Origin of the sequence: Enterobacter sp. 5-4, from assembly GCF_000612205.1 — a bacterium.
Taxonomy (GTDB): domain Bacteria; phylum Pseudomonadota; class Gammaproteobacteria; order Enterobacterales; family Enterobacteriaceae; genus Enterobacter; species Enterobacter roggenkampii.
Genome location: NZ_JFHW01000007.1, coordinates 215,300 through 242,069, shown reverse-complemented (window position 1 = coordinate 242,069; position 26,770 = coordinate 215,300). Strand labels below are relative to the sequence as shown.

At 56.7% G+C, this 26,770-nt stretch carries 29 protein-coding genes; 22 read left to right on the top strand and 7 right to left on the bottom strand.

The features are described from left to right. The first annotated feature begins 1 nt into the window (after window position 1). The 5 genes from urtB to zinT are packed head-to-tail and all read left to right on the top strand — an operon-like array spanning window position 2 to window position 4,848. Window positions 2-1,576, top strand: a complete 1,575-nt coding sequence (gene urtB, locus AA74_RS0103695; RefSeq protein ID WP_025911158.1) for an urea ABC transporter permease subunit UrtB — start codon at window positions 2-4, stop codon at window positions 1,574-1,576. Further along, a complete protein-coding gene (gene urtC / locus AA74_RS0103690) occupies window positions 1,576-2,649 on the top strand; it encodes an urea ABC transporter permease subunit UrtC (RefSeq protein ID WP_023292434.1) in 1,074 nt (357 codons plus the stop codon). Before urtB ends, urtC begins: the two co-directional genes overlap by 1 nt. After that, window positions 2,649-3,446: an urea ABC transporter ATP-binding protein UrtD gene (gene urtD / locus AA74_RS0103685; RefSeq protein ID WP_008502243.1), complete on the top strand. Its 798-nt coding sequence runs from the start codon at window positions 2,649-2,651 to the stop codon at window positions 3,444-3,446. The genes urtC and urtD overlap by 1 nt, the downstream gene beginning before the upstream one ends. Window positions 3,447-3,455: 9 nt before the next feature. Continuing rightward, window positions 3,456-4,154, top strand: a complete 699-nt coding sequence (urtE, locus tag AA74_RS0103680) for an urea ABC transporter ATP-binding subunit UrtE (RefSeq protein ID WP_008502242.1) — start codon at window positions 3,456-3,458, stop codon at window positions 4,152-4,154. A 52-nt stretch (window positions 4,155-4,206) separates the two neighbouring features. Beyond that, window positions 4,207-4,848 carry a metal-binding protein ZinT gene (gene zinT, locus AA74_RS0103675; protein ID WP_025911156.1) on the top strand — a complete coding sequence of 214 codons (642 nt, stop codon included), beginning with the start codon at window positions 4,207-4,209 and terminating at the stop codon, window positions 4,846-4,848. Window positions 4,849-4,897: 49 nt separating this feature from the next. Here the strand turns inward: zinT and ydeE are convergent, their stop codons facing one another. Further along, window positions 4,898-6,091 carry an efflux MFS transporter YdeE gene (ydeE, locus tag AA74_RS0103670; RefSeq protein ID WP_008502240.1) on the bottom strand — a complete coding sequence of 398 codons (1,194 nt, stop codon included), beginning with the start codon at window positions 6,089-6,091 and terminating at the stop codon, window positions 4,898-4,900. Window positions 6,092-6,285: 194 nt separating this feature from the next. Here ydeE and eamA point away from each other — a divergent pair, with 194 nt between their 5' ends. Continuing rightward, window positions 6,286-7,191, top strand: coding sequence for an O-acetylserine/cysteine exporter (eamA, locus tag AA74_RS0103665; protein WP_021242508.1), 906 nt, complete (start codon window positions 6,286-6,288; stop codon window positions 7,189-7,191). Between the two features lie 32 nt (window positions 7,192-7,223). On the opposite strand, the gene marB is transcribed toward eamA, so the two are convergent. The 3 genes from marB to marR are packed head-to-tail and all read right to left on the bottom strand — an operon-like array spanning window position 7,224 to window position 8,312. Then, window positions 7,224-7,442: a multiple antibiotic resistance protein MarB gene (gene marB / locus AA74_RS0103660; RefSeq protein ID WP_008502238.1), complete on the bottom strand. Its 219-nt coding sequence runs from the start codon at window positions 7,440-7,442 to the stop codon at window positions 7,224-7,226. A 33-nt stretch (window positions 7,443-7,475) separates the two neighbouring features. Next, window positions 7,476-7,856, bottom strand: coding sequence for an MDR efflux pump AcrAB transcriptional activator MarA (gene marA, locus AA74_RS0103655; RefSeq protein ID WP_008502237.1), 381 nt, complete (start codon window positions 7,854-7,856; stop codon window positions 7,476-7,478). Between the two features lie 21 nt (window positions 7,857-7,877). Further along, entirely contained in the window at window positions 7,878-8,312 is a 435-nt protein-coding gene (gene marR, locus AA74_RS0103650) for a multiple antibiotic resistance transcriptional regulator MarR (RefSeq protein ID WP_008502236.1), read from the bottom strand. Window positions 8,313-8,567: 255 nt separating this feature from the next. Between marR and AA74_RS0103645 the strand changes: the two genes are divergently transcribed. Together AA74_RS0103645 and AA74_RS0103640 are read left to right on the top strand one after the other, a co-directional pair. Continuing rightward, a complete protein-coding gene (locus AA74_RS0103645; protein ID WP_008502235.1) occupies window positions 8,568-9,233 on the top strand; it encodes a MarC family NAAT transporter in 666 nt (221 codons plus the stop codon). A gap of 179 nt (window positions 9,234-9,412) precedes the next feature. Then, complete coding sequence (locus tag AA74_RS0103640; RefSeq protein WP_023327462.1) at window positions 9,413-10,255, top strand: lysozyme inhibitor LprI family protein; 843 nt, start codon at window positions 9,413-9,415, stop codon at window positions 10,253-10,255. Window positions 10,256-10,334: 79 nt separating this feature from the next. Here the strand turns inward: AA74_RS0103640 and AA74_RS0103635 are convergent, their stop codons facing one another. Continuing rightward, complete coding sequence (locus tag AA74_RS0103635; protein WP_008503194.1) at window positions 10,335-11,531, bottom strand: sugar transporter; 1,197 nt, start codon at window positions 11,529-11,531, stop codon at window positions 10,335-10,337. Between the two features lie 177 nt (window positions 11,532-11,708). Between AA74_RS0103635 and AA74_RS0103630 the strand changes: the two genes are divergently transcribed. The 3 genes from AA74_RS0103630 to AA74_RS0103620 all read left to right on the top strand — a co-directional run bounded on the left by AA74_RS0103630 (window position 11,709) and on the right by AA74_RS0103620 (window position 13,891). Continuing rightward, window positions 11,709-12,497 (top strand): PhzF family phenazine biosynthesis protein, encoded by a 789-nt coding sequence (locus AA74_RS0103630; protein ID WP_025911142.1) that lies wholly within the window; start codon window positions 11,709-11,711, stop codon window positions 12,495-12,497. Window positions 12,498-12,524: 27 nt separating this feature from the next. Beyond that, a complete protein-coding gene (locus tag AA74_RS0103625; protein ID WP_025911140.1) occupies window positions 12,525-13,316 on the top strand; it encodes a PhzF family phenazine biosynthesis protein in 792 nt (263 codons plus the stop codon). A gap of 92 nt (window positions 13,317-13,408) precedes the next feature. Then, a complete protein-coding gene (locus tag AA74_RS0103620) occupies window positions 13,409-13,891 on the top strand; it encodes a GNAT family N-acetyltransferase (protein ID WP_023292427.1) in 483 nt (160 codons plus the stop codon). On the opposite strand, the gene AA74_RS0103615 is transcribed toward AA74_RS0103620, so the two are convergent. Next, window positions 13,845-14,723: a LysR family transcriptional regulator gene (locus AA74_RS0103615; protein ID WP_025911137.1), complete on the bottom strand. Its 879-nt coding sequence runs from the start codon at window positions 14,721-14,723 to the stop codon at window positions 13,845-13,847. The two genes, AA74_RS0103620 and AA74_RS0103615, sit on opposite strands and share 47 nt — an antisense overlap. 98 nt (window positions 14,724-14,821) lie before the next feature. Here AA74_RS0103615 and sad point away from each other — a divergent pair, with 98 nt between their 5' ends. The 9 genes from sad to AA74_RS0103570 all read left to right on the top strand — a co-directional run bounded on the left by sad (window position 14,822) and on the right by AA74_RS0103570 (window position 25,191). Then, entirely contained in the window at window positions 14,822-16,210 is a 1,389-nt protein-coding gene (sad, locus tag AA74_RS0103610; RefSeq protein ID WP_025911135.1) for a succinate-semialdehyde dehydrogenase, read from the top strand. Between the two features lie 112 nt (window positions 16,211-16,322). Beyond that, window positions 16,323-17,912 carry a methyl-accepting chemotaxis protein gene (locus tag AA74_RS0103605; RefSeq protein WP_025911134.1) on the top strand — a complete coding sequence of 530 codons (1,590 nt, stop codon included), beginning with the start codon at window positions 16,323-16,325 and terminating at the stop codon, window positions 17,910-17,912. Between the two features lie 62 nt (window positions 17,913-17,974). Continuing rightward, a complete protein-coding gene (gene glsB, locus AA74_RS0103600) occupies window positions 17,975-18,901 on the top strand; it encodes a glutaminase B (RefSeq protein ID WP_008503201.1) in 927 nt (308 codons plus the stop codon). Beyond that, window positions 18,901-19,257, top strand: a complete 357-nt coding sequence (locus AA74_RS0103595; RefSeq protein WP_021242499.1) for a DUF4186 domain-containing protein — start codon at window positions 18,901-18,903, stop codon at window positions 19,255-19,257. Before glsB ends, AA74_RS0103595 begins: the two co-directional genes overlap by 1 nt. A 113-nt stretch (window positions 19,258-19,370) precedes the next feature. Then, window positions 19,371-20,819, top strand: a complete 1,449-nt coding sequence (locus tag AA74_RS0103590) for a GGDEF domain-containing protein (protein WP_025911131.1) — start codon at window positions 19,371-19,373, stop codon at window positions 20,817-20,819. A 110-nt stretch (window positions 20,820-20,929) separates the two neighbouring features. Further along, window positions 20,930-21,895 carry a sensor domain-containing diguanylate cyclase gene (locus AA74_RS0103585; protein ID WP_021242497.1) on the top strand — a complete coding sequence of 322 codons (966 nt, stop codon included), beginning with the start codon at window positions 20,930-20,932 and terminating at the stop codon, window positions 21,893-21,895. A gap of 82 nt (window positions 21,896-21,977) precedes the next feature. After that, the gene (locus AA74_RS0103580; RefSeq protein WP_025911129.1) at window positions 21,978-22,505 is read left to right on the top strand and encodes a GNAT family N-acetyltransferase; all 528 of its coding nucleotides are present in this window, start codon (window positions 21,978-21,980) and stop codon (window positions 22,503-22,505) included. A 118-nt stretch (window positions 22,506-22,623) separates the two neighbouring features. Next, on the top strand, window positions 22,624-24,075 hold the full coding sequence (locus AA74_RS0103575; protein WP_025911126.1) for a tagaturonate reductase: 1,452 nt from the start codon (window positions 22,624-22,626) through the stop codon (window positions 24,073-24,075). A 201-nt stretch (window positions 24,076-24,276) separates the two neighbouring features. Continuing rightward, window positions 24,277-25,191 (top strand): bestrophin family protein, encoded by a 915-nt coding sequence (locus AA74_RS0103570; RefSeq protein ID WP_023292420.1) that lies wholly within the window; start codon window positions 24,277-24,279, stop codon window positions 25,189-25,191. Here the strand turns inward: AA74_RS0103570 and AA74_RS0103565 are convergent. Next, entirely contained in the window at window positions 25,179-25,727 is a 549-nt protein-coding gene (locus tag AA74_RS0103565) for a GNAT family N-acetyltransferase (RefSeq protein WP_023292419.1), read from the bottom strand. The two genes, AA74_RS0103570 and AA74_RS0103565, sit on opposite strands and share 13 nt — an antisense overlap. Before the next feature lie 118 nt (window positions 25,728-25,845). On the opposite strand from AA74_RS0103565, the gene AA74_RS0103560 reads away from it, so the two are divergent. Together AA74_RS0103560 and AA74_RS0103555 are read left to right on the top strand one after the other, a co-directional pair. Next, on the top strand, window positions 25,846-26,316 hold the full coding sequence (locus AA74_RS0103560; RefSeq protein ID WP_025911123.1) for a GNAT family N-acetyltransferase: 471 nt from the start codon (window positions 25,846-25,848) through the stop codon (window positions 26,314-26,316). Between the two features lie 12 nt (window positions 26,317-26,328). Then, window positions 26,329-26,769, top strand: coding sequence for a GNAT family N-acetyltransferase (locus AA74_RS0103555; protein ID WP_025911121.1), 441 nt, complete (start codon window positions 26,329-26,331; stop codon window positions 26,767-26,769). Window position 26,770 lies beyond the last annotated feature (1 nt).

Below are 26,770 nucleotides of genomic sequence, written 5' to 3'. Positions count from 1 at the left end.
CATGAACGCCATGCGCATGTTCATCGCTCTTGTATGGCTTTCCGGACTGCTGCCAGGGATGGTGCAGGCATCGGATGCCGATCGTTTTGTTGCCGCCAGCCGCAGCCAGCAGGCGGATTTGTTGACGCAGTGGGCCGCCGCACCGGATGCGTCAAGACTGCCGCTCCTTGAGGCGCTGCAAAAGGAAAATCTCTACGTCGATACGCAAAAGCACGCCTTTGCACAACGCGATGGCAACGTCATCCCGCTGGGGGACAGTCATACGGCAGAGGGCCCAACCAAAGCCGTGCGCCTGACGAACCGGCTGCGCGTGCTGGCTGCAATTGCTATCGCCACGCATCAGCTGGTAAGTGACAGTGTCACCAAAAGGCGGGCGGCGGCGCGTCAGCTGCAGCGCGATGCCCAGCCCGGGATGCTCGCTTTTCTGGAAAAGCGTGTGAACGATGAGACGGACGCCGTGGCGCGTCAGGCGCTGCTGCTGGCGGTCGCGAATCTCCAGCTGGCCAGCCCGCAGGCCGAGGTGCGCCGCAAGGCCGTCGAATTGTTAGGCCAGTCAGACGATCCGGACGTGCAGTCCAGGCTTACCCCGTTTACCCTGCCACAGACGGAGCCGGATAGCGCGGTGCGCGCGGCCGCAGAAGAGAGTCTTAGCCAGATCCAACACCGCCTGATGTGGGGCGACCTGTTGGGCCAGGCGTTTATGGGGCTGTCCCTTGGGTCGGTGCTGCTGCTGGCCGCGCTGGGGCTGGCTATCACCTACGGCCTGCTGGGCGTGATTAACATGGCCCACGGCGAGATGCTGATGCTGGGGGCATATGCGACCTGGATGGTGCAGCAGGCGATGGCCGGGCTTGCGCCCCAGTGGCTGGCGCTCTATCCCGTTATCGCCTTGCCGGTCGCGTTCTGCCTGACGGCGGGCATTGGAATGGTGCTGGAGCGCACGGTGATCCGTCATCTGTACGGTCGTCCGCTGGAAACGCTGCTGGCGACGTGGGGCATCAGCCTGATGCTTATCCAGCTGGTGCGCATGACCTTTGGCGCCCAGAACCTCGAGGTGGCGAACCCGGCATGGCTCTCCGGCGGGGTGCAGGTTTTTGCCAACCTGACGCTGCCGTGGAACCGCATCGTGGTGCTGGGTTTCGTACTGCTGGTGCTGTTCTTCACCTGGCTCATTCTGAACAAAACCCGTCTGGGGCTTAACGTGCGGGCGGTGACGCAAAACCGCAGCATGGCCGCCTGCTGCGGGGTACCGACAGGGCGCGTCGATATGCTGGCGTTTGGGCTTGGCTCCGGGATTGCGGGGTTAGGCGGCGTGGCGCTATCGCAGCTCGGTAACGTCGGGCCTGAGCTGGGCCAGGGCTATATCATCGACTCCTTCCTTGTGGTGGTGCTCGGAGGCGTAGGCCAGCTGGCAGGCAGCGTGGCCGCGGCGTTTGGTCTGGGGATCTTTAATAAAATCCTTGAACCCCAGATGGGGGCGGTGCTGGGCAAGATCGTGATTCTGGTGGCGATCGTGCTGTTTATTCAGAAACGCCCCCAGGGACTGTTTGCGCTGAAAGGGAGGGTGATTGACTGATGAGCCAGCCGCTGACCTTAACGCTGGCGCGCAAAGCGCCACGCACCACGCAGATAGCGGGCAGCCTGCTGGTGGTGTGTTTGCTGATACTGCCGTTTTTCGCCTTACTGCCTGCGACGCATCCGCTGGCGCTGTCGACCTGGATGCTGACGCTGATTGGCAAGATCCTCTGCTATGCCATCGTGGCGGTGGCGCTGGATCTGGTGTGGGGCTACGCCGGTATGCTGTCCCTTGGGCACGGCCTCTTCTTCGCCCTGGGCGGCTATGCGATGGGCATGTACCTGATGCGCCAGGCGTCAGGTGACGGTCTTCCCGCGTTCATGTCGTTTCTCTCCTGGAGCGAGCTGCCCTGGTTCTGGTGGGGCACCCAGCATTTTGCCTGGGCGCTGGTGCTGATTGTGCTGGTGCCGGGCCTGCTGGCGCTGGTGTTTGGCTGGTTTGCCTTCCGCTCGAAGATCAAAGGGGTCTATTTCTCGATTATGACCCAGGCGCTGACCTATGCCGGGATGCTGCTGTTCTTTCGCAACGAAACCGGGTTTGGCGGCAACAACGGCTTTACCGGTTTTACCACGCTGCTCGGGTTTTCGGTAACGGAAACGACCACCCGCATCGCGCTGTTCCTGGCGACCGTGCTGTTGCTGCTTCTGGCCCTGGGCACCGGGTTTGCGCTGGCGAAAAGCAAGTTTGGCCGCATCCTGACCGCCGTGCGCGACGCCGAAAACCGCCTGACATTTTGCGGCTACGATCCGCGCGGGTTCAAGCTGCTGGTGTGGACGCTTTCTGCCGTGCTGTGCGGTCTGGCGGGGGCGCTTTACGTCCCACAGGTCGGCATTATTAACCCCGGTGAAATGTCGCCGACGAACTCGATAGAGGCCGCCATCTGGGTGGCGCTGGGCGGGCGCGGCACGCTGGTGGGGCCGGTGATTGGCGCGGCGCTGGTGAACGGGGCGAAGAGTTTCTTCACCGTCGCGATGCCGGAGTACTGGCAGCTGTTTCTGGGGCTGATTTTTATCGCCGTCACGCTGTTCTTGCCGCGCGGCGTCTACGGTCTGTTGCGTAAGGGAGAGAAATAATGCAGCCAACGGAAGGATTATTTACCCGCCAGCTGCCCGGCGATCGCTACCGGGACCAGACTGACCCGGTGCTTCAGCTTGAATCCATTAACGTCAATTTTGATGGATTCCAGGCCCTGACCGATCTCTCGCTGAATATCGGCGTGGGCGAGCTGCGCTGCGTGATTGGCCCCAACGGTGCGGGTAAAACCACGCTGATGGACGTCATCACCGGCAAAACGCGGCCAAAGAGCGGCAGGGCGATTTACGATCAGTCCATCGACCTGACCGCGCTGGAGCCTGCGGCCATCGCCCGCCAGGGCATCGGGCGTAAATTCCAGAAGCCCACGGTCTTTGAAGCGCTGACGGTGTGGGAAAACCTGGAGATCGCCATGAAAACCGATAAATCCGTCTGGGCGAGCCTGCGGGCAAAACTCAACGGCGAGCAGCGTGACCGCATTGACGAGATGCTGGTTTTGCTGCGCCTTAGCGCGGAGCGCGACCGACGGGCCGGGCTGCTTTCCCACGGGCAGAAACAGTTCCTGGAGATCGGCATGCTGCTGGTGCAGGACCCGCATCTGCTGCTGCTGGATGAACCCGCCGCCGGAATGACCGACGCGGAAACGGAATACACCGCAGAGCTGTTCAAAACGCTGGCGGGCAAGCACTCCCTGATGGTGGTGGAGCACGATATGGGCTTTGTTGAAACGATTGCCGACCACGTGACGGTGCTGCATCAGGGGCGGGTGTTGGCGGAAGGGTCGCTGCGTGAGGTGCAGGCCAACGAGCAGGTGATTGAGGTCTATCTGGGACGTTAAGGAGAGGGAATGCTACAGGTCAACGAACTGAATCAGTATTACGGCGGCAGCCATATCCTGCGCGGCGTGAGCTTTGAGGCCATCACCGGCGAAGTCACCTGTCTGCTGGGGCGCAACGGCGTGGGGAAAACCACGCTGCTGAAGTGTCTGATGGGGCTGATCCCGGCGAAAACCGGGGAGGTCATCTGGCAGGGGAAAACGATTACCCACAGCAAACCGCACCAGCGGGTGCAGTCTGGCGTGGCGTATGTCCCGCAGGGACGCGAGATTTTTCCGCGCCTGACCGTGGAGGAGAACCTCCTGCTGGGGCTATCGCGGTTTTCCGCCCGCGAGGCGAAGCAGGTGCCGGAGGAGATCTGGCAGCTGTTCCCGGTGCTCAAAGAGATGAAGCACCGTCGCGGGGGCGATCTCTCGGGTGGGCAGCAGCAGCAGCTGGCGATTGGTCGCGCGCTGGCGAGTCGTCCGCGGCTGCTTATCCTGGATGAACCGACCGAAGGCATACAGCCTTCCGTCATTAAAGAGATCGGCCACGTGATCCGCACCCTGGCAAACAGAGGCGACATGGCGATCCTGCTTGTTGAGCAGTTTTACGACTTTGCCGCCGAGCTGGCCGACAGCTATTTGCTGATGTCCCGCGGCACCATTATTCAGCGCGGGCGGGGTGAAAATATGGAGCAGGAGGGCGTTCGCGGGCTGGTTGCGATCTGAAATGTTATAATATAACATCCTCATTCTTATAAAACGGAATGAGGGCGTTACTTTGGCTGCACATATTGGGAAATTTGCCATGACTCTGGGGGCGCTGCTGGTCAGCGGCCAGCTGTTTGCTCACTCGCACGGCCACCAGATGACCGAAGCAGAACAGAAAGCGGCGAACGGCGTGTTTGAGGATAAAGACGTGAAGGACAGAGCGCTGTCTGACTGGGACGGCACCTGGCAGTCGGTCTATCCGTTCCTGCTCGATGGTTCGCTGGATCCGGTCTTTAAGCAGAAAGCGCAGAAGGATAAAAGCAAATCCTTTGATGAGGTGAAAGCCTACTACCGCACGGGTTATGCGACGGACGTGGATGCCATCGGTATCGAAAATAACGTGATGGAGTTCCATCAGGGGAAAGCGGTCAGCCGCTGCCAGTATGATTACAGCGGCTACAAAATTCTGACCTACGCGTCAGGCAAGAAAGGCGTGCGCTATCTCTTTGAGTGCAAGGACGCCAGCAGCAAGGCGCCGAAGTTTGTCCAGTTCAGCGACCATACCATCGGACCGAAGGCCTCTTCGCACTTCCATATTTTCATGGGCAATACCTCCCACGAGGCGCTGCTGAAAGAGATGGATAACTGGCCGACCTATTATCCGAACGAGAAGTATAAAGAGCAGGTGGTGGAGGAGATGTTGCACCACTAGGTTTTTGCTTTTGCCGGGTGGCGGCTTCGCCTTGCCCGGCCTACATTTGCTACGCCGCTTTGGGTGACTCGCACCATGCCTTCACGCTCATCCCGCGCAAAATCATCAGCCACGCCACAATAATCGCGGCCATCATAATCACAAACAGCGACCAGTGCGGCAGGTTGGTCAGGATGATACCGGTGATCATCGGGTTTGCCGCCGCGCCGAGCCAGCCCAGCGCCTGCGCGGAAAAATAGCTCGCCTTCATTCCCGGTGGCGCAATGTTGTCAATCAGCATGTATTCACCCGGGGCATAGATAATCTCACCCAGCGTAAAGATGGCGGCAGCGATGCCCCAGTAAACCAGGTTTTCCCCGGAGAGCATAAAGCCGCCCAGCCCCACGATAAAAAACAGGGTGGCGAGGGACATCAGCGGGCGGATATTGCTGGCTGAGATCTTACGGCCCAGCGCATATTGCAGCGTTACCACCACGGCGGCGTTGACGGGCAGCACCACGGCGACCACCTTTTCGGCGAAATCGCTGTCCGCATGTGCAGCGAGAACGTATTGCGAAATACAGCTCGCGAACGACCCGCCTACGTAGGACGCCAGCAGGCCAGAGAGCGTGTACCAGAACAGCGCGCGGTCTTTCAGCAAGACCGACGGCTGCCACGGCGTCTTCTCCTCGGCGGTATCTAACGCCACGCTTTTCTGCACAAAGAAGTGGATAAAGCCCAGCGGCAGGGCGGCACAGAAGGCTGCCAGCCAGAACGGCAGCTGCAGGCTGTACATCACCAGCAGGGTGCCAATCGGCGGGCCGACCGTCCAGCCAATGTTCAGGAAGCTGTAGTTCAGCGAGAAGACCCGCGCCTTCTGGCTGGAGGTGAGCACGTCGGAGAACCAGGCTTTCAGCACCGTCGAAAAGACGGAGTAGGCGCAGTTGATCAGCGCAAAGAACAGCACCACCAGCGTGACGTTATTGACCAGCGGGATCGCCACAAATCCGGCGATAAAGGCTACGATGGCGATCAGCATGTAGCGTTTTTTATCAAACTTATCGGCAAGAATGCCAAATCCCAGGCTGAACACCACGCCAATGGTCAGCGCAATCGTCAGGGCATAACCGATATTCTCGACGCTCATGCTGTAGACGCGCGTGAGATAAATGGTCATAAACGGCAGCGTTGCCCCCCGACCGATGGTTAATAACAATGACGATGCCAGCAGCGCTGCGGTTGAGCGCCTGAGAGATGGTTTCATATTCCTGCCCGACAGTTGCTTATGCTTTTATTCGATGTGTGTTAACAGGATTACCATGACATAAGGGGCTTGTATAGCACCCGATTTATCCCTAAGTGCTTCAGCTGCCTGCCAGAAATAATGATCTTCTCGTGACGCACTTTTTTCTGTTACCTTGAAGTGTTAACAAATTATTAATAATTCAGGGGCGGGATATGACGCGGAAAGACGGGCTGCTGGCGTTGCTGGTGGTCGTAGTATGGGGGCTCAATTTTGTGGTCATCAAGCTGGGGCTGCACAACATGCCGCCGCTGATGCTGGCCGGCTTACGTTTTATGCTGGTCGCTTTCCCGGCCATCTTCTTTGTGGCGCGTCCAAAGATCCCCTTTAAACTGCTGCTGGGCTACGGTTTGACCATTAGCTTTGGCCAGTTCGCGTTTCTCTTTTGCGCCATCAAGTTCGGTATGCCGGCCGGTCTGGCCTCGCTGGTGTTACAGGCGCAGGCGTTCTTTACCATTATTCTCGGGGCGTTTGTCTTTGGCGAGCGCCTGCAGGGCAAACAGCTGGCGGGGATCACGCTGGCGGTGTTTGGCGTACTGGTGCTGATCGAGGCCAGCCTGAATGGTCAGCACGTGGCGCTGCTCGGGTTTATGTTGACGCTGGCGGCGGGGCTGAGCTGGGCCTGCGGGAATATCTTCAACAAGCTGATCATGCAGCACGAGGCGCGCCCGGCGGTGATGTCGCTGGTGGTGTGGAGCGCACTGATCCCGGTTATCCCGTTTCTGCTGGCGTCGAGTATTCTGGACGGTCCGGCGGTGATGCTGAACAGTCTGGTCGACATCGATATGACCACGATCCTGTCTCTCGTCTATCTGGCCTTTGTCGCCACCATTGTGGGCTACGGGATCTGGGGATCGCTGCTGGGGCGTTATGAGACCTGGCGCGTCGCGCCGTTATCTCTGCTGGTGCCGGTGGTAGGGCTTGCCAGTGCGGCGATATTGCTGGATGAAACGCTAAGCGCGCTGCAGCTGTTGGGTGCCGTGCTGATCATGGCCGGGCTGTACATTAACGTGTTTGGTCTGCGGGTTCGTCGGACGACGCGGGTAAGCGAAAAGGCATAAAAAAAGCCCCGCGTCTGCGGGGCAAAAACGAATCAGAAGCCGTGCTGATTATAATAAGGCACGCCTAATTCGTCGGATTTGTCGCTACCAGCACCCATGTGGTTGAAATCATAGGGCGACTGGTCATGTGCGGACGGCAAAATCATCGTATCCGGATTATTTTGCTGCGTTGCACGAGGGGTTTGCTCCGCGAAGGTCTGGCTGGAGAACAGCACCAGCAAGGCGAGGGCGGCGGAGGCGATAACTTTCATGATTTCCTCGGTTACGTCTGTGACAGGCGATGATTAACTACAGTGTTTTAACGGATACAGGTATCGGGATTCGCCCGGCACGCTGGTGATTCGGTACTTATGAGGCGGCACGTCAAAATAGTTCTTGAACGTACGCGTCAGGGTTTGTTGCGATTCAAAACCGTAACGCTCCGCCAGATAAAGGATCGGCTCATTGCTTTCTTTCAGTTTCTGGGCAATCTCCGTCAGCTTGCGGCTGCGAATATATTGACCTAATGAATGGCCGGTCTCTTTTTTGAACATCCGTTGCAGGTGCCATTTGGAGTAACCCGAACGCTCTGACACTTTTTCAAGGGAGAGCGGCGATTCCAGGTTATCCTCGATCCAGTCCAAAATGCTATGAATGGTGATAGCGTCAGTATTGCGTCTGGACATCGTCATACCTCTTTTTTCTGTTTACGGCAGGATTTTCTTCAGCAAAAGCTCAAGGGTTGCCACTTCATCTGCCGTTAAGTTTTTTGTTAGTTCCTGATGCAGTGTTTGTCCTACTAATTGATGACATTGCTCGCACATGGCCGCGCCATCGCTGGTCAGCTTCACCAGTACGCCGCGTTTGTCATTCGGGTTAGGGCTTCGTTCTATCCATCCTTTGCAGACGAGACGATCGAGCATGCGGGTTAACGCACCCAGATCGACAGAGAGCACCTTTTTCAGCTCAACCGGCGTGATACACACTTCGCAGCGAATGGAACACAGCACTTTGAACTGTGTTGCGGTGATATCCAGCGGTGACAGATAGTCATTGAGCAGGCGATCTTTTTTCTGATTGACCATATGAATAAGACGACCCAGCGGAACAACGTCGTTAAAGATATCACTGGTGCTTTTCACAATGGTTGCCCTGGCAAGTAATTAGTCACGGCAGATATTATTGCTCAGGCAAGTATAAGTCAACTGAATGAGTCAGCCGATGCCACGAATTGCTAAAACGTTTCATGAACTTTTTTTAAGGTGTTTCAAATCATAGGGATAACTTCCAGTTATCTTTTCAGAAGGAAAATAATCGTTACGTTGCGCCGATGGCTGAATGTCACACTTTCCCCCTATAATTGCTGTGTTAAATATGGATAAGGACGACAACGCACTATGTTGGATTTGATTAAAGCAATCAGCCTCGGGCTGGTGGTCTTGCTGCCGTTGGCTAACCCGTTAACGACGGTGGCGCTTTTCCTCGGGCTGGCAGGGAATATGAACAGCGCCGAGCGCAATCATCAGTCGATGATGGCCTCGGTGTATGTGTTTGCCATCATGATGGTGGCTTATTACGCCGGGCAACTGGTGATGAATACCTTCGGGATTTCCATCCCTGGCCTGCGCATCGCCGGGGGGCTGATCGTGGCCTTTATCGGTTTCCGTATGCTGTTCCCGGCGCAAAAAGCGCATGAGTCGCCGGAAGCGACCAGCAAATCGGAAGAACTGGAAACCGAACCAAGCGCGAATATCGCCTTCGTGCCGATTGCCATGCCGAGCACGGCGGGGCCGGGGACCATCGCGATGATCATCAGCTCCGCGTCGACGGTGCGTGACAGCGCAACCTTCCCGGACTGGGTGCTGACGGTGGCACCGCCGCTGATTTTTGCGATTATCGGGATTATCGTGTGGGCATCGCTGCGCAGCTCCGGCGCCATCATGCGCTGGGTAGGCAAGGGCGGTATCGAGGCGATTTCCCGTCTGATGGGCTTTTTACTGGTCTGTATGGGCGTGCAGTTTATTATTAACGGCGTGCTGGAGATTATTAAGACCTATCATTAAGTTCATTGCCGGGTGGTGCTGCGCTTACCCGGCATATAAAACATTTATTAGATGAATATAAATCAATTCTGAAAAAAATACCTTTTTAATTTAATCTGGGTCAAATAAGCACCACCAAGCTTGTTGCTTGTTAGCTCTTAAAGTAATGTACTGCACTCATTTCACTTAAGGATATTGTCATGCGTGCAAAACACTGTTTTCTCGTACTGAGTACGTTGCTGCTTTCATTTAATGCCACTGCCGGTTTGTTCGATTCTGCGCCCGAATTTAAATGTGGTCGTGAGGATGCCATTGCTGCTATGCAATCTAAAATCAGAGATGATGCGATGAGTAAATTGCAGGAAACGTATCTGGCAACGCCTTCGCAATTTTATGGGAAACCGCTTAAATCTTACCTGGAAAAAGCACAGCAAATAACTATTCAGTTGGAAAATGTCACAACGACACCGTTTGATAAAAATGATTCAAACCGCAGTTGTACCGCTAAGGTGACCCTCACCATGCCAACGGAAATTCTTGGGTTTATTGCATCCTATCCTCAGAAGTTAGGTGGGATAAATCAAGGGGGCGGCAAGGTGCTTAACAATAGTGTTCAATGGGAGAAGTTTGTTTATTTATTATCTCTGGCAGACAATGGCAAAGATATTTCTGCATCCTATGAATATTCTGGTAGGGATTATATTTCTCAGTCGCTGGCCGCAATGACTATGCTGGCAATGAATAAATCCGAACTTGAGAAAGCCGATCTCGATAACAAATTAAACAATGCCATATTTGCCTATTCAGAAAACGATGGTCAGTTAAATAATCTCTGGAAATCGCTACCAGAGTCTGTCAGAGCCTCTATGAAAAAAGAACAGAATCTCTGGATTAACGAGAAGGCTAAAAGATGCGGGAAGATCAGTGATGCGTCTTCTACAGCCACGCCTGTTGAGACAAGAATCAAGATCTATCAGTGCCAGTCTGAAAGAACCTTTGAAAGATTTATCTATCTGGGTGGAGATGAAGAACGACAGTATTAATGCACATGCTGTGGGTCAATCCGACCTGCTGATCTTGTAGGCCGGGTAAGGCGTAGCCGCCACCCGGCACAAACAAACCTCACCCGTGCTGCCCCTGTTCCTCCAGCGCCACCGGCCACTTACGGAAGATAAGCACGGACCAGATCAGCGCCATCAGGGCCGGAATGGCACCCAGATAGCCAATCGCCGACATCGACACGTGCAGGATGACCTGGTTACCCACCAGCGCACCCGCGCCAATCCCCAGATTGAAAATTCCCGAGAACAGCGACATGGCGACGTCCGTCGCATCCGGCGCCAGGGCCAGCACCTTCACCTGCATGCCCAGGCCAATAATCATGATCGCCACGCCCCAGAACAGGCTGAGGATCGCCAGATGGCTTTCACTGCCCGCGGCGGGCATCAGCAACAGCAGACAGGCCAGCAGCAGGCCGATAGCGCTGCTCACCAGCGAGGAGGCATGCCGGTTACCCAGCTTGCCGAACAGCACGCTGCCAATAATCCCCGCGCCGCCGAGGATCAGCAGTAAGACGGTGGCAAAGTTGGCGCTAAAGCCTGCTACCACCTGCACAAACGGTTCAATGTAGCTGTACGCCGTGTAATGGGCCGTTACCACGATGGCGGTCAGCAGGTAGATGCTCAGCAGCGCAGGGCGACGCATCAGCAGCGGCAGGCTTTTCAGCGAGCCGGAATGTTCGCTCGGCAGCGCGGGCAGCAGCTTAATCAGACACACCAGCGTCACCAGCGCGCCCATGCCGATGGCGAAGAAGGTGGTACGCCAGCCGAAGTATTGCCCCACGATGCGGCCAATCGGCAGGCCCAGCACCATCGCCAATGCGGTACCGGTAGCAATCAGGCTTAGCGCCTGCGCGCGTTTACCCGCCGGTGCCAGGCGAATCGCCAGCGACGCGGTGATCGACCAGAACACCGCATGGGCAAAGGCGATACCGACGCGGCTGATGACCAGCACCGTAAAATTCCACGCCATAAACGACAGCACGTGGCTCGCGATGAACAAGACAAACAGACCGATCAGCAGCCTGCGCCGCTCTATCTGGCTGGTCAGCAGCATGAACGGCAGGGACATCAGCGCCACCACCCAGGCGTAAATGGTCAACATAATGCCCACCTGCGCCGTTTCCATCTGGAAACTGTCAGCGATGTCAGACAACAGCCCAACCGGCACAAATTCTGTGGTGTTAAAAATAAACGCGGCAATGGCCAGCGTGACCACGCGTAGCCACGCAACCCTGCGGGAAACTGTGTTCGTTGTCATAGGGATGTCGGAGATTCGTTGCTGAAAAGAAGAGGAGACGATCTTAAAACGTTGAATGGCGAAAACTCAACCATTATGTGACGCAGATCTCAATATTTACCTTATGAAAGCGGTAGCCGGGAGCGCTGTTTTCATTGAATATAAAAGAACAACACAATAAAAACAGGCGGTAAGACAATGCAGGAGATTGATTTTTATCTGGTCGATGCGTTCAGCAATACCACGTTTGGCGGCAACCCGGCCGCCGTTTGTCCGCTCAAGGAATGGTTACCCGATGAGACCTTGCTGAAAATGGCACAGCAGCATAATCAGTCGGAAACGGCCTTTTTCGTCTGCACTAAAGGAGGCATTGAGCTACGCTGGTTTACCACGCTTACCGAAGTCAATCTCTGCGGCCACGCCACCCTTGCCGCCGCGTACGTTCTGTTTAATGAACTGGATTATCCCGACTCGCGGATCCACTTTGATACCGCCTCTGGCCGCCTGACGGTCAGCCGGGAGGGGGAGTGGATGACGCTGGACTTCCCGGCATGTCCAAGCCAAGAAGAGACGCCGCCGCCGGAGATGCTCTCGGCGCTCGGTATCCGTCATTACGTTGCAGCCCGCAAAGGGCGCGCCTGGCTGATCGTGCTGGATAATCGCCAGCAGGTTGAAGCACTCGCGCCACGCTTTTCGGCGATGACGCCGGGCGAGCATAAGGTGAGCGTGACGGCACGGGGTGAGGGGGAATACGATTTTGTCAGCCGCTTTTTCTCCCCCGGGGTATCCGTTCCGGAAGACCCGGTCACCGGCTCCGCGCACACCATGCTGATCCCATACTGGGGTGAACGGTTGGGGAAAACAGCCATGCTTGCCCGTCAGCTTTCCGCGCGCGGCGGCGACGTGCGCTGTGAGCTGAAAGGCTCGCGCGTGCTGATGAGCGGACAGGCTTCACTTTATCTGAAAGGCACAGTTTTTCTGCGCTAATAACCCATAACAAGAGAGGAAGAGACAATGCAGGAAATTGATTTTTATCTGGTGGATGCCTTCAGCGACAAAACCTTTGGCGGCAACGCGGCAGCGGTATGTCCTCTGGAAGCGTGGCTGCCGGACGAGACGCTGCTCAAAATGGCGCAGCAGCATAACCAGTCTGAGACCGCCTTTTTTGTACGCACCGACGGTGGGTTTGAACTGCGCTGGTTTACCACGCTCGATGAAATTAACCTGTGCGGCCATGCTACGCTTGCCGCATCGCACGTTATTTTCGAATACCTTGACTATCCGCACACTGAAATTACCTTCACCACGCGCTTCGTGGGCGAACTGACGGTGAAACGCAGCGGCGACTGGCTGACGCTGAACTTCCCCGCGTGGTCAACCGAGGTGGTCGAGAACCCACCTGCGCTGCTGTTTAGCGCGCTGGGCATCACAGAGGCAAAAGAGGTGCGCGTCGGACGTGATTACCTGGTGGTGCTGGAGAGCCAGCAGCAGGTGGAAGCGTTAACGCCGGATATTGGGGCGATGATCCCGCTGGATAAAATGGTCTGCGTGACGGCGCCGGGCGAAAAATATGACTTCGTCAGCCGCTTCTTCTGCCCGGGGGAAGGGGTGCCGGAAGATCCGGTTACCGGATCCGCCCACAGCATGCTGATCCCTTACTGGAGCGAAAAGCTGGGTAAAACGTCACTTTATGCCCACCAGGGGGCGCACCGTGGCGGGGATCTGCGCTGCGAAATGAAGGGCGACCGCGTGCTGATTGGCGGTCAGGCCACCCTGTACCTGAAAGGGAAAATCTTTTTGCGCTAACGGAGCGGTACGATAAGTTAATTGTATGAAGCACCCCGGCAGGCCTGCGCTATGTTGACATTTAGCCTCACAAAAAAAGCAAGGAGCCTGCCATGTATTCCATTACCTCTGAATCTGCACGTCACCCGGACATTCTCAGCCTGATCGCGGCGCTGGACCGCTATCAGAGCGAACTCTATCCCGCCGAAAGCAATCATCTGATCGATCTGGCTGCGCTGCCGGAAACGTCGCTGATCCTGATGGTCATTCGCGACCAGCAGCTTCAGGCCGTTGGTTGTGGCGCCATCGTGCTCAACGGCGACGGTACGGGGGAGATGAAGCGGGTCTATATCGATCCGGCCCATCGTGGGCAGCACCTTGGGGAGACGCTATTGGCCGCCCTGGAAGATGAGGCCCTGAGCCGTCATTGCCATACGGTACGGCTGGAGACGGGCATCAAGCAGCGCGCCGCGGTGCGTCTTTATGAACAGTGCGGATACGATTTGCGTCCGGCGTTTCCCCCGTACGTTGACGACCCGCTCAGCCTGTTTATGGAGAAGGCGCTGGTTGAAGACGTTCGTTTAGCAGCGCTATAAAGGCCTCCAGCTGGCGGGTCATTGCCCCGCGTCGCCACACCAGCCCGGTGGTGAGCCAGCGCCAGTTTTCTGCCAGCGGCCAGGCTTCAACCTGATGATGCCCGGGCATACTCTCCAGCATCGAGCGCGGCATCAGCGCGATGCCCGCGCCCGCAATGACGCAGGCGAGCATGCCGTGATAGGACTCCATCTCGTGAATGCGGCCGGGCGCGGCGCGGTCAGCGTGAAACCAGCTCTCCAGGTGCCGACGATAAGAGCAGTTGGCGCGAAAGGCATAAACGTCGCTGCCGCTCACCTGCGCGGCGCGTGAGATTTCCGCCTGCCCGGCAGGCGTGACCAGCATCATCTCTTCCCGATAGACCGGCATTCCTTCCAGCTCCGGGTGCGAGAGTGGCCCGTCGACAAAGGCGGCGCTCAGGGTTCCCTCCAGTACGCCATCAATCATCGTCCCGGACGGCCCGGTAGAAAGGGCAAACTGAATGCGCGGATAGCGCTGGTTAAACTGTGCCAGCGTTTCAGGAATGCGCACGGCGGCAGTACTTTCCAGCGCGCCGAGGGCAAATAACCCCTGCGGCTCATCCCCCGCGACGACCATGCGCGCTTCATCCACCAGGGCGAGGATCTGCTTGCTGTAGCGCAGGAAGTTATGGCCAGCCGGGGATAAACGTAAACGCTGGTTCTCACGAATAAACAGCTCAACGCCAAGATCGGCTTCCAGCTGGCGGATGCGGGTCGTCAGGTTTGACGGCACGCGATGCACCTTCTGCGCCGCCTGGGTGATACTGCCCGTCAGCGCGACGGCGTTAAACATTTCAAGCTGGGTTAAATCCATAGCGTTCTCGTTTCGTGAATAAGGTGGTTAGTATTATTCATTTTTAAGAAATAGCAGAGTGGGCCACAATGAATCAACCGAAAAACGTGGAGAACACCATGACTTATTCCTCTGCAACACATGCCTTCTCTGTCAACCCGGCAACGGGTGAAACCCTCGCCGCGTATCCGTGGGCGACGTCGGAACAGGTTGACCGCGCGATTTCTCAGTCCGATGCGGGCTATCGCCTGTGGCGTCGCGAAAGCATCTCCCACCGGGCGCAAAAGCTGCGCGATCTTGGCGCCGCGCTGCGTCATCGCGCTGAAGAGATGGCGCAGACGATCTCCCGAGAAATGGGCAAACCTATTCAGCAGGCGCGGGCAGAAGTGGCAAAATCCGCCGGCCTGTGCGACTGGTACGCCGAGCACGGCCCGGCGATGCTGCAGGCGGAACCGACGCTGGTCGAAAACCAGAATGCGGTCATTGAATACCGTCCGCTGGGGCCGATCCTCGCGGTCATGCCGTGGAACTTCCCGCTCTGGCAGGTGCTGCGCGGCGCGGTGCCGATTCTGCTGGCAGGTAACAGCTATCTGCTCAAACACGCGCCCAACGTCCTCGGCTCGGCGGAGCTTATCGCGCAGATCTTTGCGGATGCCGGTTTCCCTGAAGGCGTGTTCGGCTGGGTGAATGCCACCAACGACGGCGTCAGCCAGGCGATTAACGATCGACGTATTGCGGCGGTGACCGTCACCGGCAGCGTGCGTGCCGGGGCTGCCATTGGTGCTCAGGCGGGGGCCGCGCTGAAAAAATGTGTTCTCGAGCTGGGCGGCTCTGACCCGTTCATCGTCCTCAACGATGCCGACCTGGATCTTGCCGTGAAGGCGGCGGTAGCAGGCCGCTACCAGAATACCGGGCAGGTGTGCGCAGCGGCCAAACGCTTCATTGTGGAAGAGGGGATTGCGAAGACCTTTACCCAGCGCTTTGTCGATGCGGTTGCTGCGCTGAAGCTGGGCGCGCCGGACCAGGAAGAAAACTATATTGGCCCGATGGCGCGTTTTGACCTGCGCGATGAACTCCATCAGCAGGTGCAGGCGACGCTGGCGGAAGGTGCAACGCTGCTGCTGGGCGGTGAGAAAATCAGCGGTGAGGGGAATTATTACGCCCCAACCGTGCTGGCGAACGTCACCCCGGCGATGACGGCCTTCCGGCAGGAGCTGTTTGGTCCGGTCGCGGCCATTACTATCGCGAAAGACGCGGAGCATGCCCTGATGCTGGCCAACGACAGCGATTTTGGCCTGTCTGCCACGGTCTTTACCGCCAGTGATGCGCTGGCAGAGACCTTCTCCCGCGAGCTGGAGTGCGGCGGGGTGTTTATCAACGGCTTTAGCGCCAGCGATGCGCGCGTGGCCTTTGGCGGCGTGAAGAAAAGTGGCTTTGGCCGCGAACTTTCCCACTTTGGGTTGCACGAGTTCTGCAACGTGCAGACGGTGTGGAAGGATCGCGTGTAATCCCGCGATGTCGGCCCTCATCGCGAGGGCCGTTGTCATTAATCTGCAATGGTTCTGTCATTTTCATTTCGTAGACTCGCTCGCGTCTAACGCCTTGTAAATGAAGCTAATTATGAACCTAACGCAAATTTTTCGCCGTATTGCGCAGCGTCTCACTCCCCGTCACTTTGGCCTGCTGACAGGGATCTTTTGCATTATTGGCCTTTTCTCCGCGCTGCAGCTCTCCTCGTCATTCCTGCTTAACGCCTCCCTGAACGAAGCCCAGCGCAACGAGCAGCAAAACCTGCTGGCGTGGCAGCAGCAGAGCAAGCTGGATCTGGCCCGCGTCTCTCTGCTGGCGGCAAGCGATCTCCTTAACCGCTCCGGCGTCTGGTTTATGCAGGATAAAGAGACCGGTTCCGACGGAAGCTGGCACAGCCTGATGGATGACGCGCAAAAGGCGCTGACGGTGTCTCAGCAGGCGTGGAAGGCCTGGCTGGCGCTGAATCCACCGAAAGACGACGCCCTGGTAAACAGCTATCAGCTCTTCTACGGCGCGATCAACGAGCAGGCGGAAGGTCTGGTCAAAACCAATACCATCGACGCTTTTTTTGCCGTCCCGGCGCAGGCTTTTCAGACCGATTTTAACGACAACTATGCGCGCTACCAGCAGGCAAGCGAGAAGCAGGCCATGCAGGGGCGTCAGAGCCTCATGGCGCAGCTTTCTGACCTGCAAACGTTATTCCTGTTTGCCCCGTTGCTGTTAGTCGCCATTGCCGCTGTCGTCTGGTTCGGTATGTCCCGATGGGTGATTACGCCGCTGCGTCGGCTCATCGCGCATATCAACCGGCTGGCAGCAGGGGATCTCTCCGGCACGCCGCCGAACGTCATGCGCTTCAACCGGGAGATAGGGCAGCTTAGCGACAGCATTGCCACGATGCAGCACGGCCTGCAGCAGCTGGTGACGCAGGTCAGCCACGCCACGGCTACCATGGTGGAGAACATTGACTCTCTGGCACAGGGTAACCAGAAGCTGTATCAGCAGTCGGCACGCCAGGCGAAAGAGCTTGAGGATGTGACGGCGCATATTGCGGCGCTGGAAAGCCACGTGGAAGGGAATACCGGCTATGCCAGACTCGCCAGCTCCCGGGCCGATGAAGCGCGCCAGGCAGCCGTGGGCGGCGACCAGATGATGTCGACCGTAAACGCGTCTATGCAGGCGATCGTCGACCGATCGTCTGAGATGCGCGGGATCGTGGCGATGATCGACAGCGTGGCGTTTCAGACGAACATCCTGGCGCTGAATGCCGCCATTGAGGCCGCCCATGCCGGAAATCAGGGGCGCGGGTTTGCCGTCGTCGCCCGCGAGGTTGGACTCCTGGCCAGAAAGAGCAGCCACTCGACGCAGACCATTCAGGAGCTGATCAACCGTTCACTGCAGGGTATCGAAGACGGTTCCCGTGCCGTCACTCTGATGGAAGAGAATTTGCAGCAGGTCACCGGTCTGGTGGGCAATTTGAGCAGTTTGCTGAATGAGATCTCCACCGCCACGCTCAGTCAGGGAGAGCGTATTCACCTGATGACGCGTCAGCTTCAGGCGCTGAACCAGGTCTCCCGTCAGACGGACCTGCTGGTCTCTGACGCCTCGGAGGCCTCTGAGCGGCTGCAAAAGCAATCCGATCTTTTATTGCAGGCCGTTTCGCGTTTTCGTCTTAGCGCCTGACGCAATACATAAGCCTCTGTTATACTCGCAGCCCGTTTTAGCCTGAGGGCAAGGAGCAAAGTGTGGCTGCGGTCATCCATAATGAGATGTTGGACGAGATTCTGGCGCAGGTTCGTCCGTTAATTGGAAAGGGGAAGGTTGCCGACTATATTCCGGCCCTTGCCTCGGTCAGCGGGAATAAGCTGGGTATTGCTATCTGCACCATCGACGGACAGCGATTCCAGGCAGGGGATGCAACAGAACGTTTTTCCATTCAGTCCATTTCGAAAGTGCTCAGTCTGGTTGCGGCGATGCGCCAGTATGAAGAAGACGAAATCTGGCAGCGCGTGGGTAAAGATCCGTCCGGCCAGCCTTTTAACTCGCTGCTTCAGCTTGAAATCGAGCAGGGTAAACCGCGAAATCCCTTTATCAACGCCGGGGCGCTGGTGGTCTGCGACATGCTGCAGAGCCGCCTCAGCGCGCCGCGTCAGCGAATGCTGGAGATAGTACGCCAGCTCTCGGGGGTTGACGACATTGCCTACGATCCGGTGGTGGCCCGCTCGGAGTTCGAACACTCTGCCCGTAACGCGGCCATCGCGTGGCTGATGAAATCCTTCGGCAACTTCCATAACGACGTGGCGACCGTCCTGCAAAACTACTTCCACTACTGCGCCCTGAAAATGAGCTGCGTTGAGCTGGCTCAGACGTTCCTGTTCCTTGCGCATCAGGGGCATGCGCCGCACCTCGACCAGGAGGTGGTTTCTCCTCTGCAGGCGCGCCAGGTCAACGCGCTGATGGCAACCAGCGGGATGTATCAAAACGCCGGCGAGTTTGCCTGGCGCGTTGGTCTCCCGGCCAAGTCGGGCGTGGGCGGCGGAGTGGTGGCGATTGTACCGCATGAAATGGCGATTGCGGTCTGGAGCCCCGAGCTGGATGAAACGGGAAATTCCCTTGCCGGTGTCGCGGTTCTGGAGAAACTGACCCAGCGTATGGGACGTTCCGTTTACTGATGTCTGACCTGGATCCCCTTTTTTCCCGTCTGGCGCGATCGACGTTTCGCTCGCGCTTCCGCTTAGGCGATAAGGAACGGCAGTATTGCTGGGACAAAGGCCCCGATACCATTGATCAGCATGCCGCTGATTTTGTCGAAAAGCGCCTTGCCCCTGCACAACCCGCGAATGACGGCAAACAGACGCCCATGCGCGGTCACCCGGTATTTATCGCCCAGCATGCCACCGCCACCTGTTGCCGGGGCTGTCTGGCGAAATGGCATAATATTCCTCACGGTGTTCAGCTCACCGCGCAGCAGCAGCAGTATATCGTCAGCGTGATTCACCACTGGCTGGTGCTCCAGATGAACGCCTAAATTTGACGAGTTATGATCCCGTTATATTTGTGTTATAGATTCATCCTAAGTGAGCGCCGATCGTGCTGACGACCGCAATAACTGCCATAAGCTTTCATATGGAATGAAATTTAATGCGTTCTGCTCTTACCGCTTTCAGGCCGTTCCAGCCTGACACGCCGCTGCGAAATGCATCGACGATCTTTATCCTCACCACTTTGTTCTATTTTGTGGGTGCGGAATTACGTCTCGTGGAGGCCTTGTCGCTGTTCTGGCCCCTCAACGGCGTGATGGCAGGGATCTTTGCCCGCTATGTTTTTCTGAATCGCCTGCACTACTACGCGGTATCCTATGTCGCCATGCTGATGTACGACGCGGTGACGACCAACTGGGGGATAGCCTCCGTGGTGATCAACCTGTCTAACATGGTCTTTATCGTCGTGGTCGCCGTGCTGATTCAGCGTGACAGGCGGCTGATGAAGAAAACCCCGGATCCGCTTAACGCATTACGCCTGTTCAACTACTGCCTGATTGCTGCGCTGCTGTGCGCACTGCTCGGCGCGGTAGGGTCGGTCGGGATTGACAGCCACACCTTCTGGCCGCTCTTTGCCGACTGGTTTAGCGAGCAGTTCTCAACCGGCGTGCTTGTTGTGCCGTGTATGCTCACGATAGGCATGCCCGTGCGCGAATTCAGGTTACGTCTGGAGCAGCTGTTACCGGTTATTGCGCTGATCGTCTCGGTGGTCGCGTCAGTCGTGATTGGCGGCGCGGGGAGCCTCTCTTTTCCACTGCCTGCGCTTATCTGGTGTGCGGTACGCTACCCATTGCCTGTGACCTGCTTGCTGACGTTTGTCACGGGCGCCATTGAAATTATTCTGGTCGCCAACTCGGTGATTAATATTGCCGTGGCGACACCGCTGACCACCCCAATGATGTTTTCTGCCCGGCTGGGTATTGCCACGATGGCGATCTGTCCGGTGCTGGTCTCCGTCAGCATGGCAGCCATTAATTCCCTGATCCGTCAGGTTTCCCTGCGGGCGGATTATGACTTTTTAACGCAGGTTTATTCGCGTTCCGGGCTTTATGAGGCGTTAAAACACGAAGAGACGCACCGCCATTCGCGTTTCCTGACCGTTATGCTGCTGGATATCGATTACTTCAAAAGCATCAACGATAACTACGGCCACGAGTGTGGCGACCGCGTGCTGGCGTCATTCGCCCGGCAGGTTCAGCAAGTGGTCGGTGAAGACGGGATGGTCGCGCGTATGGGCGGGGAAGAGTTCGCGGTGGTGGTCAACTCTGGCGACGCTCGACACGGTTATGAACTGGCGGAACGTATCAGAACTACCGTCGCTAACCATCCTTTTACATGGCGTCAGCAAACGCTCTCTCTGACGGTCAGTATTGGCCTTGGAAGCGGGAAGGCGGAGGCATGGCAGTTGACCGAGGTCTTCAACAAACTCATGACCGAAGCGGACGATCACCTCTATCGTTCAAAAAAAGCGGGTCGAAATCGTACCAGCGCCCAGGTCGCGGACGAGCATATTACTGCCGCCACCGGGCATGAAACAGAGCTGCGTTAATCGTCATAAGGCATTGACGTGAATAGCAAGTGGCTTAACAGACTGTCAGAACACTGACAATGTCACTGTTTAAGCTACGCTTTGAGTAACGCTTTACGTCAGGAGACATTATGAAAGCACCTGCAACCCCTGAAAATGAAACAGACAGACTGAACTCGCTGCGCGAATCAGGTCTGCTTGAGATCGACAGTTCCCCGGCGTTTGACCGGCTTACGCGTCTGGCGAAGCGCTTCTTCCAGGTGCCGCTGGCAATGGTCAACCTCATTGATGAGCACTCGCTGATCGTGAAGTCGGCCGATGGCAAGGCGCCTGACACCGTTCCGCGTAATATCTCGTTTTGTGGCCATACGATCCTCACCGAAGCACCGCTGGTGGTAGGGGATATGCTGCAGGACGATCGTTTTGCGGATAATCCGCTGGTGGCGGGTGAACCTCGCGTGCGTTTTTATGCGGGCTTCCCGCTGCGCCTGCGTGACGGCGCCAGCGTGGGCTCGCTGTGTCTGATTGATTACGCCCCCCGTGAGTTCTCGGCGGCCGATCTTGCCGTGCTGGGAGACCTGGGCGCGCTGGCAGAAGATGAGTTTGCCGCCATCAGCGCGGCGACCACGGATGAGTTAACCGGCTTATTCAACCGCCGGGGCTTTAATCAGCTGGTGCGGTTTACGCTTTCGGTTGCCCGACGCCGGGCGGAGCCGCTGACGCTCGGCTGGCTGGATTTGGATCGCTTTAAGGAGATTAACGATCGCTACGGGCATGAAGAGGGCGATAAGGCGCTTAAAGTTATGGCGCAGCTGATGCGCAGCGCTTTCCGTGAGGCCGATATGCTGGTGCGTTTTGGCGGGGATGAGTTCGCGGTGCTGTTCGCGGATACCGACGAGCAGGGCGCCTGGATAGCCATGCAGTATCTCGCCGAGCAGGTGGAAAGCTATAACGCCCGCAAGCTTCACCCGTGGTCGCTACACTTCTCATGGGGGCTCAGTGAATTCGATCATAACGGCAACGACCTGCAACAGTGGTTAAAAGATGCCGATGAAAAGATGTATGCCATGAAGCAGCAGCGCCAGCGCGCCCGGTGACATAATAAAAGCCTATGTCCGAACCGCTTGCGTTAATAAGTTGTTAAATCCAAAGTGAGCGTATTCAACGTAAGGAAAAACAATGAATACCTCACTGCAAATCAAAACCCTCACCCGGGAAGAGATCCTCATCCATCTTGATGCGCTGGCCGGGATCCTCGAAAACTGCGTAAACAGCGGGGCATCCGTCAGCTTTATGCTCCCTTTTAGCCTCGACAAGGCCCGTACTTTCTGGCGCGGTATTGCCGAAAGCGTCGCGCGAGGCGAGCGGCTGGTGCTTGCCTGCGTCGATGCGCAGGACGGGGTCATTGGAACGGTGCAGCTGATCGCAGACCAGCCGGAAAACCAGCCGCACCGGGCGGATGTGGCGAAGCTGCTGGTGCATGAAAAAGCGCGTCGAAAAGGGGCCGCAATGGCGTTAATGGAAGCGCTGGAGGCTGAGGCCCGGGCCAGAGACATTTCTGTGCTGGTGCTCGATACTTCCACCGGCAGCGGGGCCGAAACCTTCTACCTGCGTGCCGGCTGGCAAAAGGTTGGTGAGATCCCGCGCTACGCGCTGATGCCTGACGGCGCCCTGACCGCCACCTCTGTGTTTTATAAGTTCTTATAATTATTTTGCACAACCGCACCGCGGATTGATCAAAACAGGGTTTCTGGTCGTTAAGTTTTGATAAGTTATCGTACCAATCTTATCAGGCTGTATGACTAATCATAAAAGGAATCCCCTTGTGAACACGCTCAACCGTCGTGATTTTCCCGGTGCGCACTATCCAGAACGCATCATTCAGTTTGGTGAAGGCAATTTCCTGCGTGCGTTTGTCGACTGGCAAATTGACCTGTTAAACGAACATACCGATCTTGACGCTGGCGTGGTAATCGTACGCCCGATTCAGAGCGACTTCCCGCCGTCGTTAAGCACCCAGGATGGGTTGTACACCACGATCGTTCGTGGCCTGAATGAGCAGGGCGAGGCGGTGAGCGAGGCCCGGCTGATCCGCTCCGTTAACCGGGAAATCAGCGTCTATGACGACTATGGCGCATTTCTGAAACTGGCTCACAATCCCGATATGCGGTTTGTCTTCTCGAACACCACCGAAGCGGGTATCAGCTACCACGCGGGTGACAGCTTCGACGATGCCCCTGCGGTGAGCTATCCGGCGAAGCTGACGCGTCTGCTGTTTGAGCGCTTTAGCCACTTCAACGGTGCGGCTGACAAGGGCTGGATCATCATTCCCTGCGAGCTGATTGACTACAACGGTGACGCACTGCGTGAACTCGTCTTGCGCTATGCGCAGGAGTGGGCGCTGCCTGCCGCCTTTATTCAGTGGCTCAACGACGCCAACAGCTTCTGCTCGACGCTGGTTGACCGTATCGTGACAGGCTATCCCGGCGATGAAGCGGCCGCACTGGAGGCTGAACTGGATTATCACGATGGGTTCCTCGACACGGCCGAACATTTTTATCTGTTTGTGATTCAGGGACCGGCATCTCTTGCGCACGAACTTCGTCTGGATAAGTACCCGTTAAACGTGCTGATTGTTGATGACATCAGGCCTTACAAAGAACGCAAGGTGGCCATTCTGAACGGCGCGCACACGGCGCTAGTGCCGGTCGCCTTCCAGGCCGGGCTGGATACGGTAGGTGAGGCGATGAATGATGCCGAGGTCTGCGCGTTCGTCGAAAAAGCGATTTATCAGGAGATCATTCCGGTCCTCGATTTGCCGCGTGAAGAGCTGGAATCGTTCGCCAGTGCGGTGACAGGACGCTTTCGTAATCCCTACATCAGACACCAGCTGCTCTCCATCGCGCTTAACGGTATGACCAAATACCGTACCCGCATCCTGCCGCAGCTGCTGGCAGGGCAGAAGGCGATGGGGCAATTACCGGCTCGCCTGACGTTTGCTCTGGCCGCATTGATCGCGTTTTATCGCGCGGAGCGTAACGGGGAGAGCTATCCGGTGCAAGATGATGCACGCTGGCTGGAACGTTATCAGCAGCTGTGGGCGCAGCACCGCGATCGGCAGCTTAGCACCCGTGAACTGGTGCAGTCGGTGCTCAGCGCACGCGAACACTGGGAGCAGGACTTGACGCAGGTAAGCGGTCTTGTCGACCAGGTCACGCTGGATCTGGATGCCATTCTGCTTAAGGGCATGCGCGCCGCGGTTAAACCGCTTTGCTAATGCGTTCACCCGGCTTCGGCCGGGTTTGAATAGGAACTATTTAGTTACAACATACTATGTGCTTTGTTTTTAAAAAAACACATGCAGCACCGTGCTGATTTCGCTAATCAGGGGAGAAAATGCAATGTCCCGTTAACAAGCTTGCAACGGTGACGGGGATCACGTTTAATAGCCTCGCTCTTTTCTTGCCTGATACTCACTATGATCGTTCGTCCTAAACAGCACTGGCTACAACTGATTTTTGTCTGGCACGGTTCGGTACTTCCCAAGATCTATACCCGATTGCTGCTCAACTTCCTGCTCTCTATCGCCGTTATCCTGATGTTACCGTGGTATACCTCGCTCGGTATCAAATTTACCGTGGCGCCATTCAGCATTCTCGGCGTGGCGATCGCTATCTTTCTGGGTTTCAGAAACAACGCCTGTTATTCACGCTACGTTGAGGCGAGGCTGCTCTGGGGGCAGTTGATGATAGCGGCACGCTCGCTGTTTCGCGAGGTAAAAAACACCTTACCCGACGATAAGCACCTCGGCGAATTTGTCCGTCTGCAGATTGCTTTCGCCAACTGTCTGCGCATGACCCTGCGCCGGGAACTGAACGCTGAGCAGCTCTCTCGTTATCTTGCTGCGGAGGATTTACGTAAAGTCATGGACGCCAACTCACCGGCGAACCGTATTTTGCTGATCATGGGGGAGTGGCTGGCCGTGCGGCGGCGAAACGGGCAACTCTCAGACATTCTGTTCCATAGCCTGAACAACCGTCTGAACGACATGTCTATCGTCCTTTCCGGCTGCGAGCGCATTGCGACCACGCCGGTGCCGTTTGCCTACACGCTGATTTTGCACCGCACGGTATATCTGTTCTGCATCATGCTGCCGTTCGCGCTGGTTGTGGACCTGCACTACATGACGCCCTTTGTTTCGGCGCTGATTTCCTACACCTTTATTTCGCTGGACACCCTGGCGGAAGAGCTGGAAGACCCGTTTGGCACGGAAGATAACGACCTGCCGCTGGACGCCATCTGCAACATGATGGAACGCGATCTGCTGCAGATGAATGATGAAGAGAACATTCCGGACAGGCTGATGCCGGATAAGCACTATCAGCTGACCTGACGTGCGTTCCACTCGTCGCGGGTAATCTCCCACAGCTCGGAGTCCAGCATCCCGCTGACGTAGGCTTTCTTCTCCGTTCTGATAAGCCGCATGCCGCTACTGTCCGAAATACGACGGGAGCGGCTGTTGGCGGCGGCCTTCGGGGCCCGCAAAACGGATTTGTTTAGCGTGTTGAACCAGTAATCCGTCGCGGCAATGCTGGCTTCGCGCATATATCCGTGCCCCTGAAACTCCGGCGCGAGCCAGAACCCGCGGTTGTTATCCTCGACGTCGTACAGGCAAATAATGCCCATCAATTCATCCGGCACCTCACGTCGCCGGATGCTCCAGAACCAGGCAATCCCTTTTGCCATATCCGGCAGCGCCACGTTGTTGACATAGTTTTCCGCGCCGTTATCCGGATAGGGCCAGGGGACGGAAGAGACCATATAGCGGACGATCTCCCAGCGCGGATACAGCGTTTGTATCTGGGCGGCATCTTCGGCAACCAGCGGTTTCAGCAGTAAACGTTCTGTCGTGAGCGTCGGTATCGTCATGCGCGGATCTCCCTATTTAGGCGTTATGCTTTTGTTTGCGTTCTGGTATTTTCATCTCAATAGCACTCTATCTCAGCAAGCTCACTTTTCCATCCTACTATCATTTGCAGAGGTCACTATGGCATTGAGACGAGCCTACCCGCAGGAAGCCGAAACACTCTGGAATATTCGCAACCAGGCGATTCGTCACGGCTGTAAAACCAGTTACGACGCAGAGGTCATTGCGCGCTGGACGCCCGATCTGATGCCCGAACGCTATCGGCAAATGGTCATTAAATACCCTTTTTACGTGGTTGAAGATGAAAAGGGCGATGTTGCGGCAACCGGCTACCTCGATCTGGATACCCATTGCCTGGAGGCGATTTTCACCTTGCCCGCAGCCTCCGGCAAAGGCATGGCGACCCGGATTATCGAGGCCCTCAAACATGAGGCCCGTAGCCGGGGGATAACCCGCCTGACGCTTGATGCAACGCCTAACGCCCAGTCGTTTTATCAGAAGCTGGGGTTTGTGACGCTGCGCGAAAACTATCATCACTCGCGTATGGCCGGGGCTGATTTACGCTGTTTTGAAATGGCGATTACTCTGTAATGTGAGGAAAACATGGCTGTTACGGTACGACCTCTATACAAAGACGATTATTCCCAATGGCGACCGCTGTGGGATGGTTACACCCATTTTTATGATTGCTTCCTCGAGGAATCCGTCACCGCAGCGACGTGGGAAAGGGCGCTCTCAGCGCATTCATCGATGTTCTGCCGGGTCGTGGAGAAGGACGAAAAGATCATCGGTTTCGCAATGTGTGTTCTGCACGAAGGCACCTGGTCAACCGCGCCCATCTGCTACCTGGAAGATCTGTTTGTTGATGCTGCCGAACGCGGGGCGGGGGCCGGTAAGGTGCTCATTGATGCTCTGATTGAGGAAGGCAAGCGCGAAGGGTGGTCGAAACTGTACTGGGTCACCCGGGAGAACAATCCGGCGCGTAAACTTTATGACAAATATGGTGAAGCTGACGACTACGTCCGCTACCGTCTCTCCCTCTAAG

Coding starts and splice junctions, on each gene's coding strand:
- urtB (WP_025911158.1), top strand. CDS start 2: ATGAACGCCATGCGCATGTTCATCGCTCTTGTATGGCTTTCCGGACTG.
- urtC (WP_023292434.1), top strand. CDS start 1,576: ATGAGCCAGCCGCTGACCTTAACGCTGGCGCGCAAAGCGCCACGCACC.
- urtD (WP_008502243.1), top strand. CDS start 2,649: ATGCAGCCAACGGAAGGATTATTTACCCGCCAGCTGCCCGGCGATCGC.
- urtE (WP_008502242.1), top strand. CDS start 3,456: ATGCTACAGGTCAACGAACTGAATCAGTATTACGGCGGCAGCCATATC.
- ydeE (WP_008502240.1), bottom strand. CDS start 6,091: ATGAAACCATCTCTCAGGCGCTCAACCGCAGCGCTGCTGGCATCGTCA.
- eamA (WP_021242508.1), top strand. CDS start 6,286: ATGACGCGGAAAGACGGGCTGCTGGCGTTGCTGGTGGTCGTAGTATGG.
- marB (WP_008502238.1), bottom strand. CDS start 7,442: ATGAAAGTTATCGCCTCCGCCGCCCTCGCCTTGCTGGTGCTGTTCTCC.
- marA (WP_008502237.1), bottom strand. CDS start 7,856: ATGTCCAGACGCAATACTGACGCTATCACCATTCATAGCATTTTGGAC.
- AA74_RS0103645 (WP_008502235.1), top strand. CDS start 8,568: ATGTTGGATTTGATTAAAGCAATCAGCCTCGGGCTGGTGGTCTTGCTG.
- AA74_RS0103640 (WP_023327462.1), top strand. CDS start 9,413: ATGCGTGCAAAACACTGTTTTCTCGTACTGAGTACGTTGCTGCTTTCA.
- AA74_RS0103635 (WP_008503194.1), bottom strand. CDS start 11,531: ATGACAACGAACACAGTTTCCCGCAGGGTTGCGTGGCTACGCGTGGTC.
- AA74_RS0103630 (WP_025911142.1), top strand. CDS start 11,709: ATGCAGGAGATTGATTTTTATCTGGTCGATGCGTTCAGCAATACCACG.
- AA74_RS0103625 (WP_025911140.1), top strand. CDS start 12,525: ATGCAGGAAATTGATTTTTATCTGGTGGATGCCTTCAGCGACAAAACC.
- AA74_RS0103620 (WP_023292427.1), top strand. CDS start 13,409: ATGTATTCCATTACCTCTGAATCTGCACGTCACCCGGACATTCTCAGC.
- AA74_RS0103615 (WP_025911137.1), bottom strand. CDS start 14,723: ATGGATTTAACCCAGCTTGAAATGTTTAACGCCGTCGCGCTGACGGGC.
- sad (WP_025911135.1), top strand. CDS start 14,822: ATGACTTATTCCTCTGCAACACATGCCTTCTCTGTCAACCCGGCAACG.
- AA74_RS0103605 (WP_025911134.1), top strand. CDS start 16,323: ATGAACCTAACGCAAATTTTTCGCCGTATTGCGCAGCGTCTCACTCCC.
- AA74_RS0103595 (WP_021242499.1), top strand. CDS start 18,901: ATGTCTGACCTGGATCCCCTTTTTTCCCGTCTGGCGCGATCGACGTTT.
- AA74_RS0103590 (WP_025911131.1), top strand. CDS start 19,371: ATGCGTTCTGCTCTTACCGCTTTCAGGCCGTTCCAGCCTGACACGCCG.
- AA74_RS0103585 (WP_021242497.1), top strand. CDS start 20,930: ATGAAAGCACCTGCAACCCCTGAAAATGAAACAGACAGACTGAACTCG.
- AA74_RS0103580 (WP_025911129.1), top strand. CDS start 21,978: ATGAATACCTCACTGCAAATCAAAACCCTCACCCGGGAAGAGATCCTC.
- AA74_RS0103570 (WP_023292420.1), top strand. CDS start 24,277: ATGATCGTTCGTCCTAAACAGCACTGGCTACAACTGATTTTTGTCTGG.
- AA74_RS0103565 (WP_023292419.1), bottom strand. CDS start 25,727: ATGACGATACCGACGCTCACGACAGAACGTTTACTGCTGAAACCGCTG.
- AA74_RS0103560 (WP_025911123.1), top strand. CDS start 25,846: ATGGCATTGAGACGAGCCTACCCGCAGGAAGCCGAAACACTCTGGAAT.
- AA74_RS0103555 (WP_025911121.1), top strand. CDS start 26,329: ATGGCTGTTACGGTACGACCTCTATACAAAGACGATTATTCCCAATGG.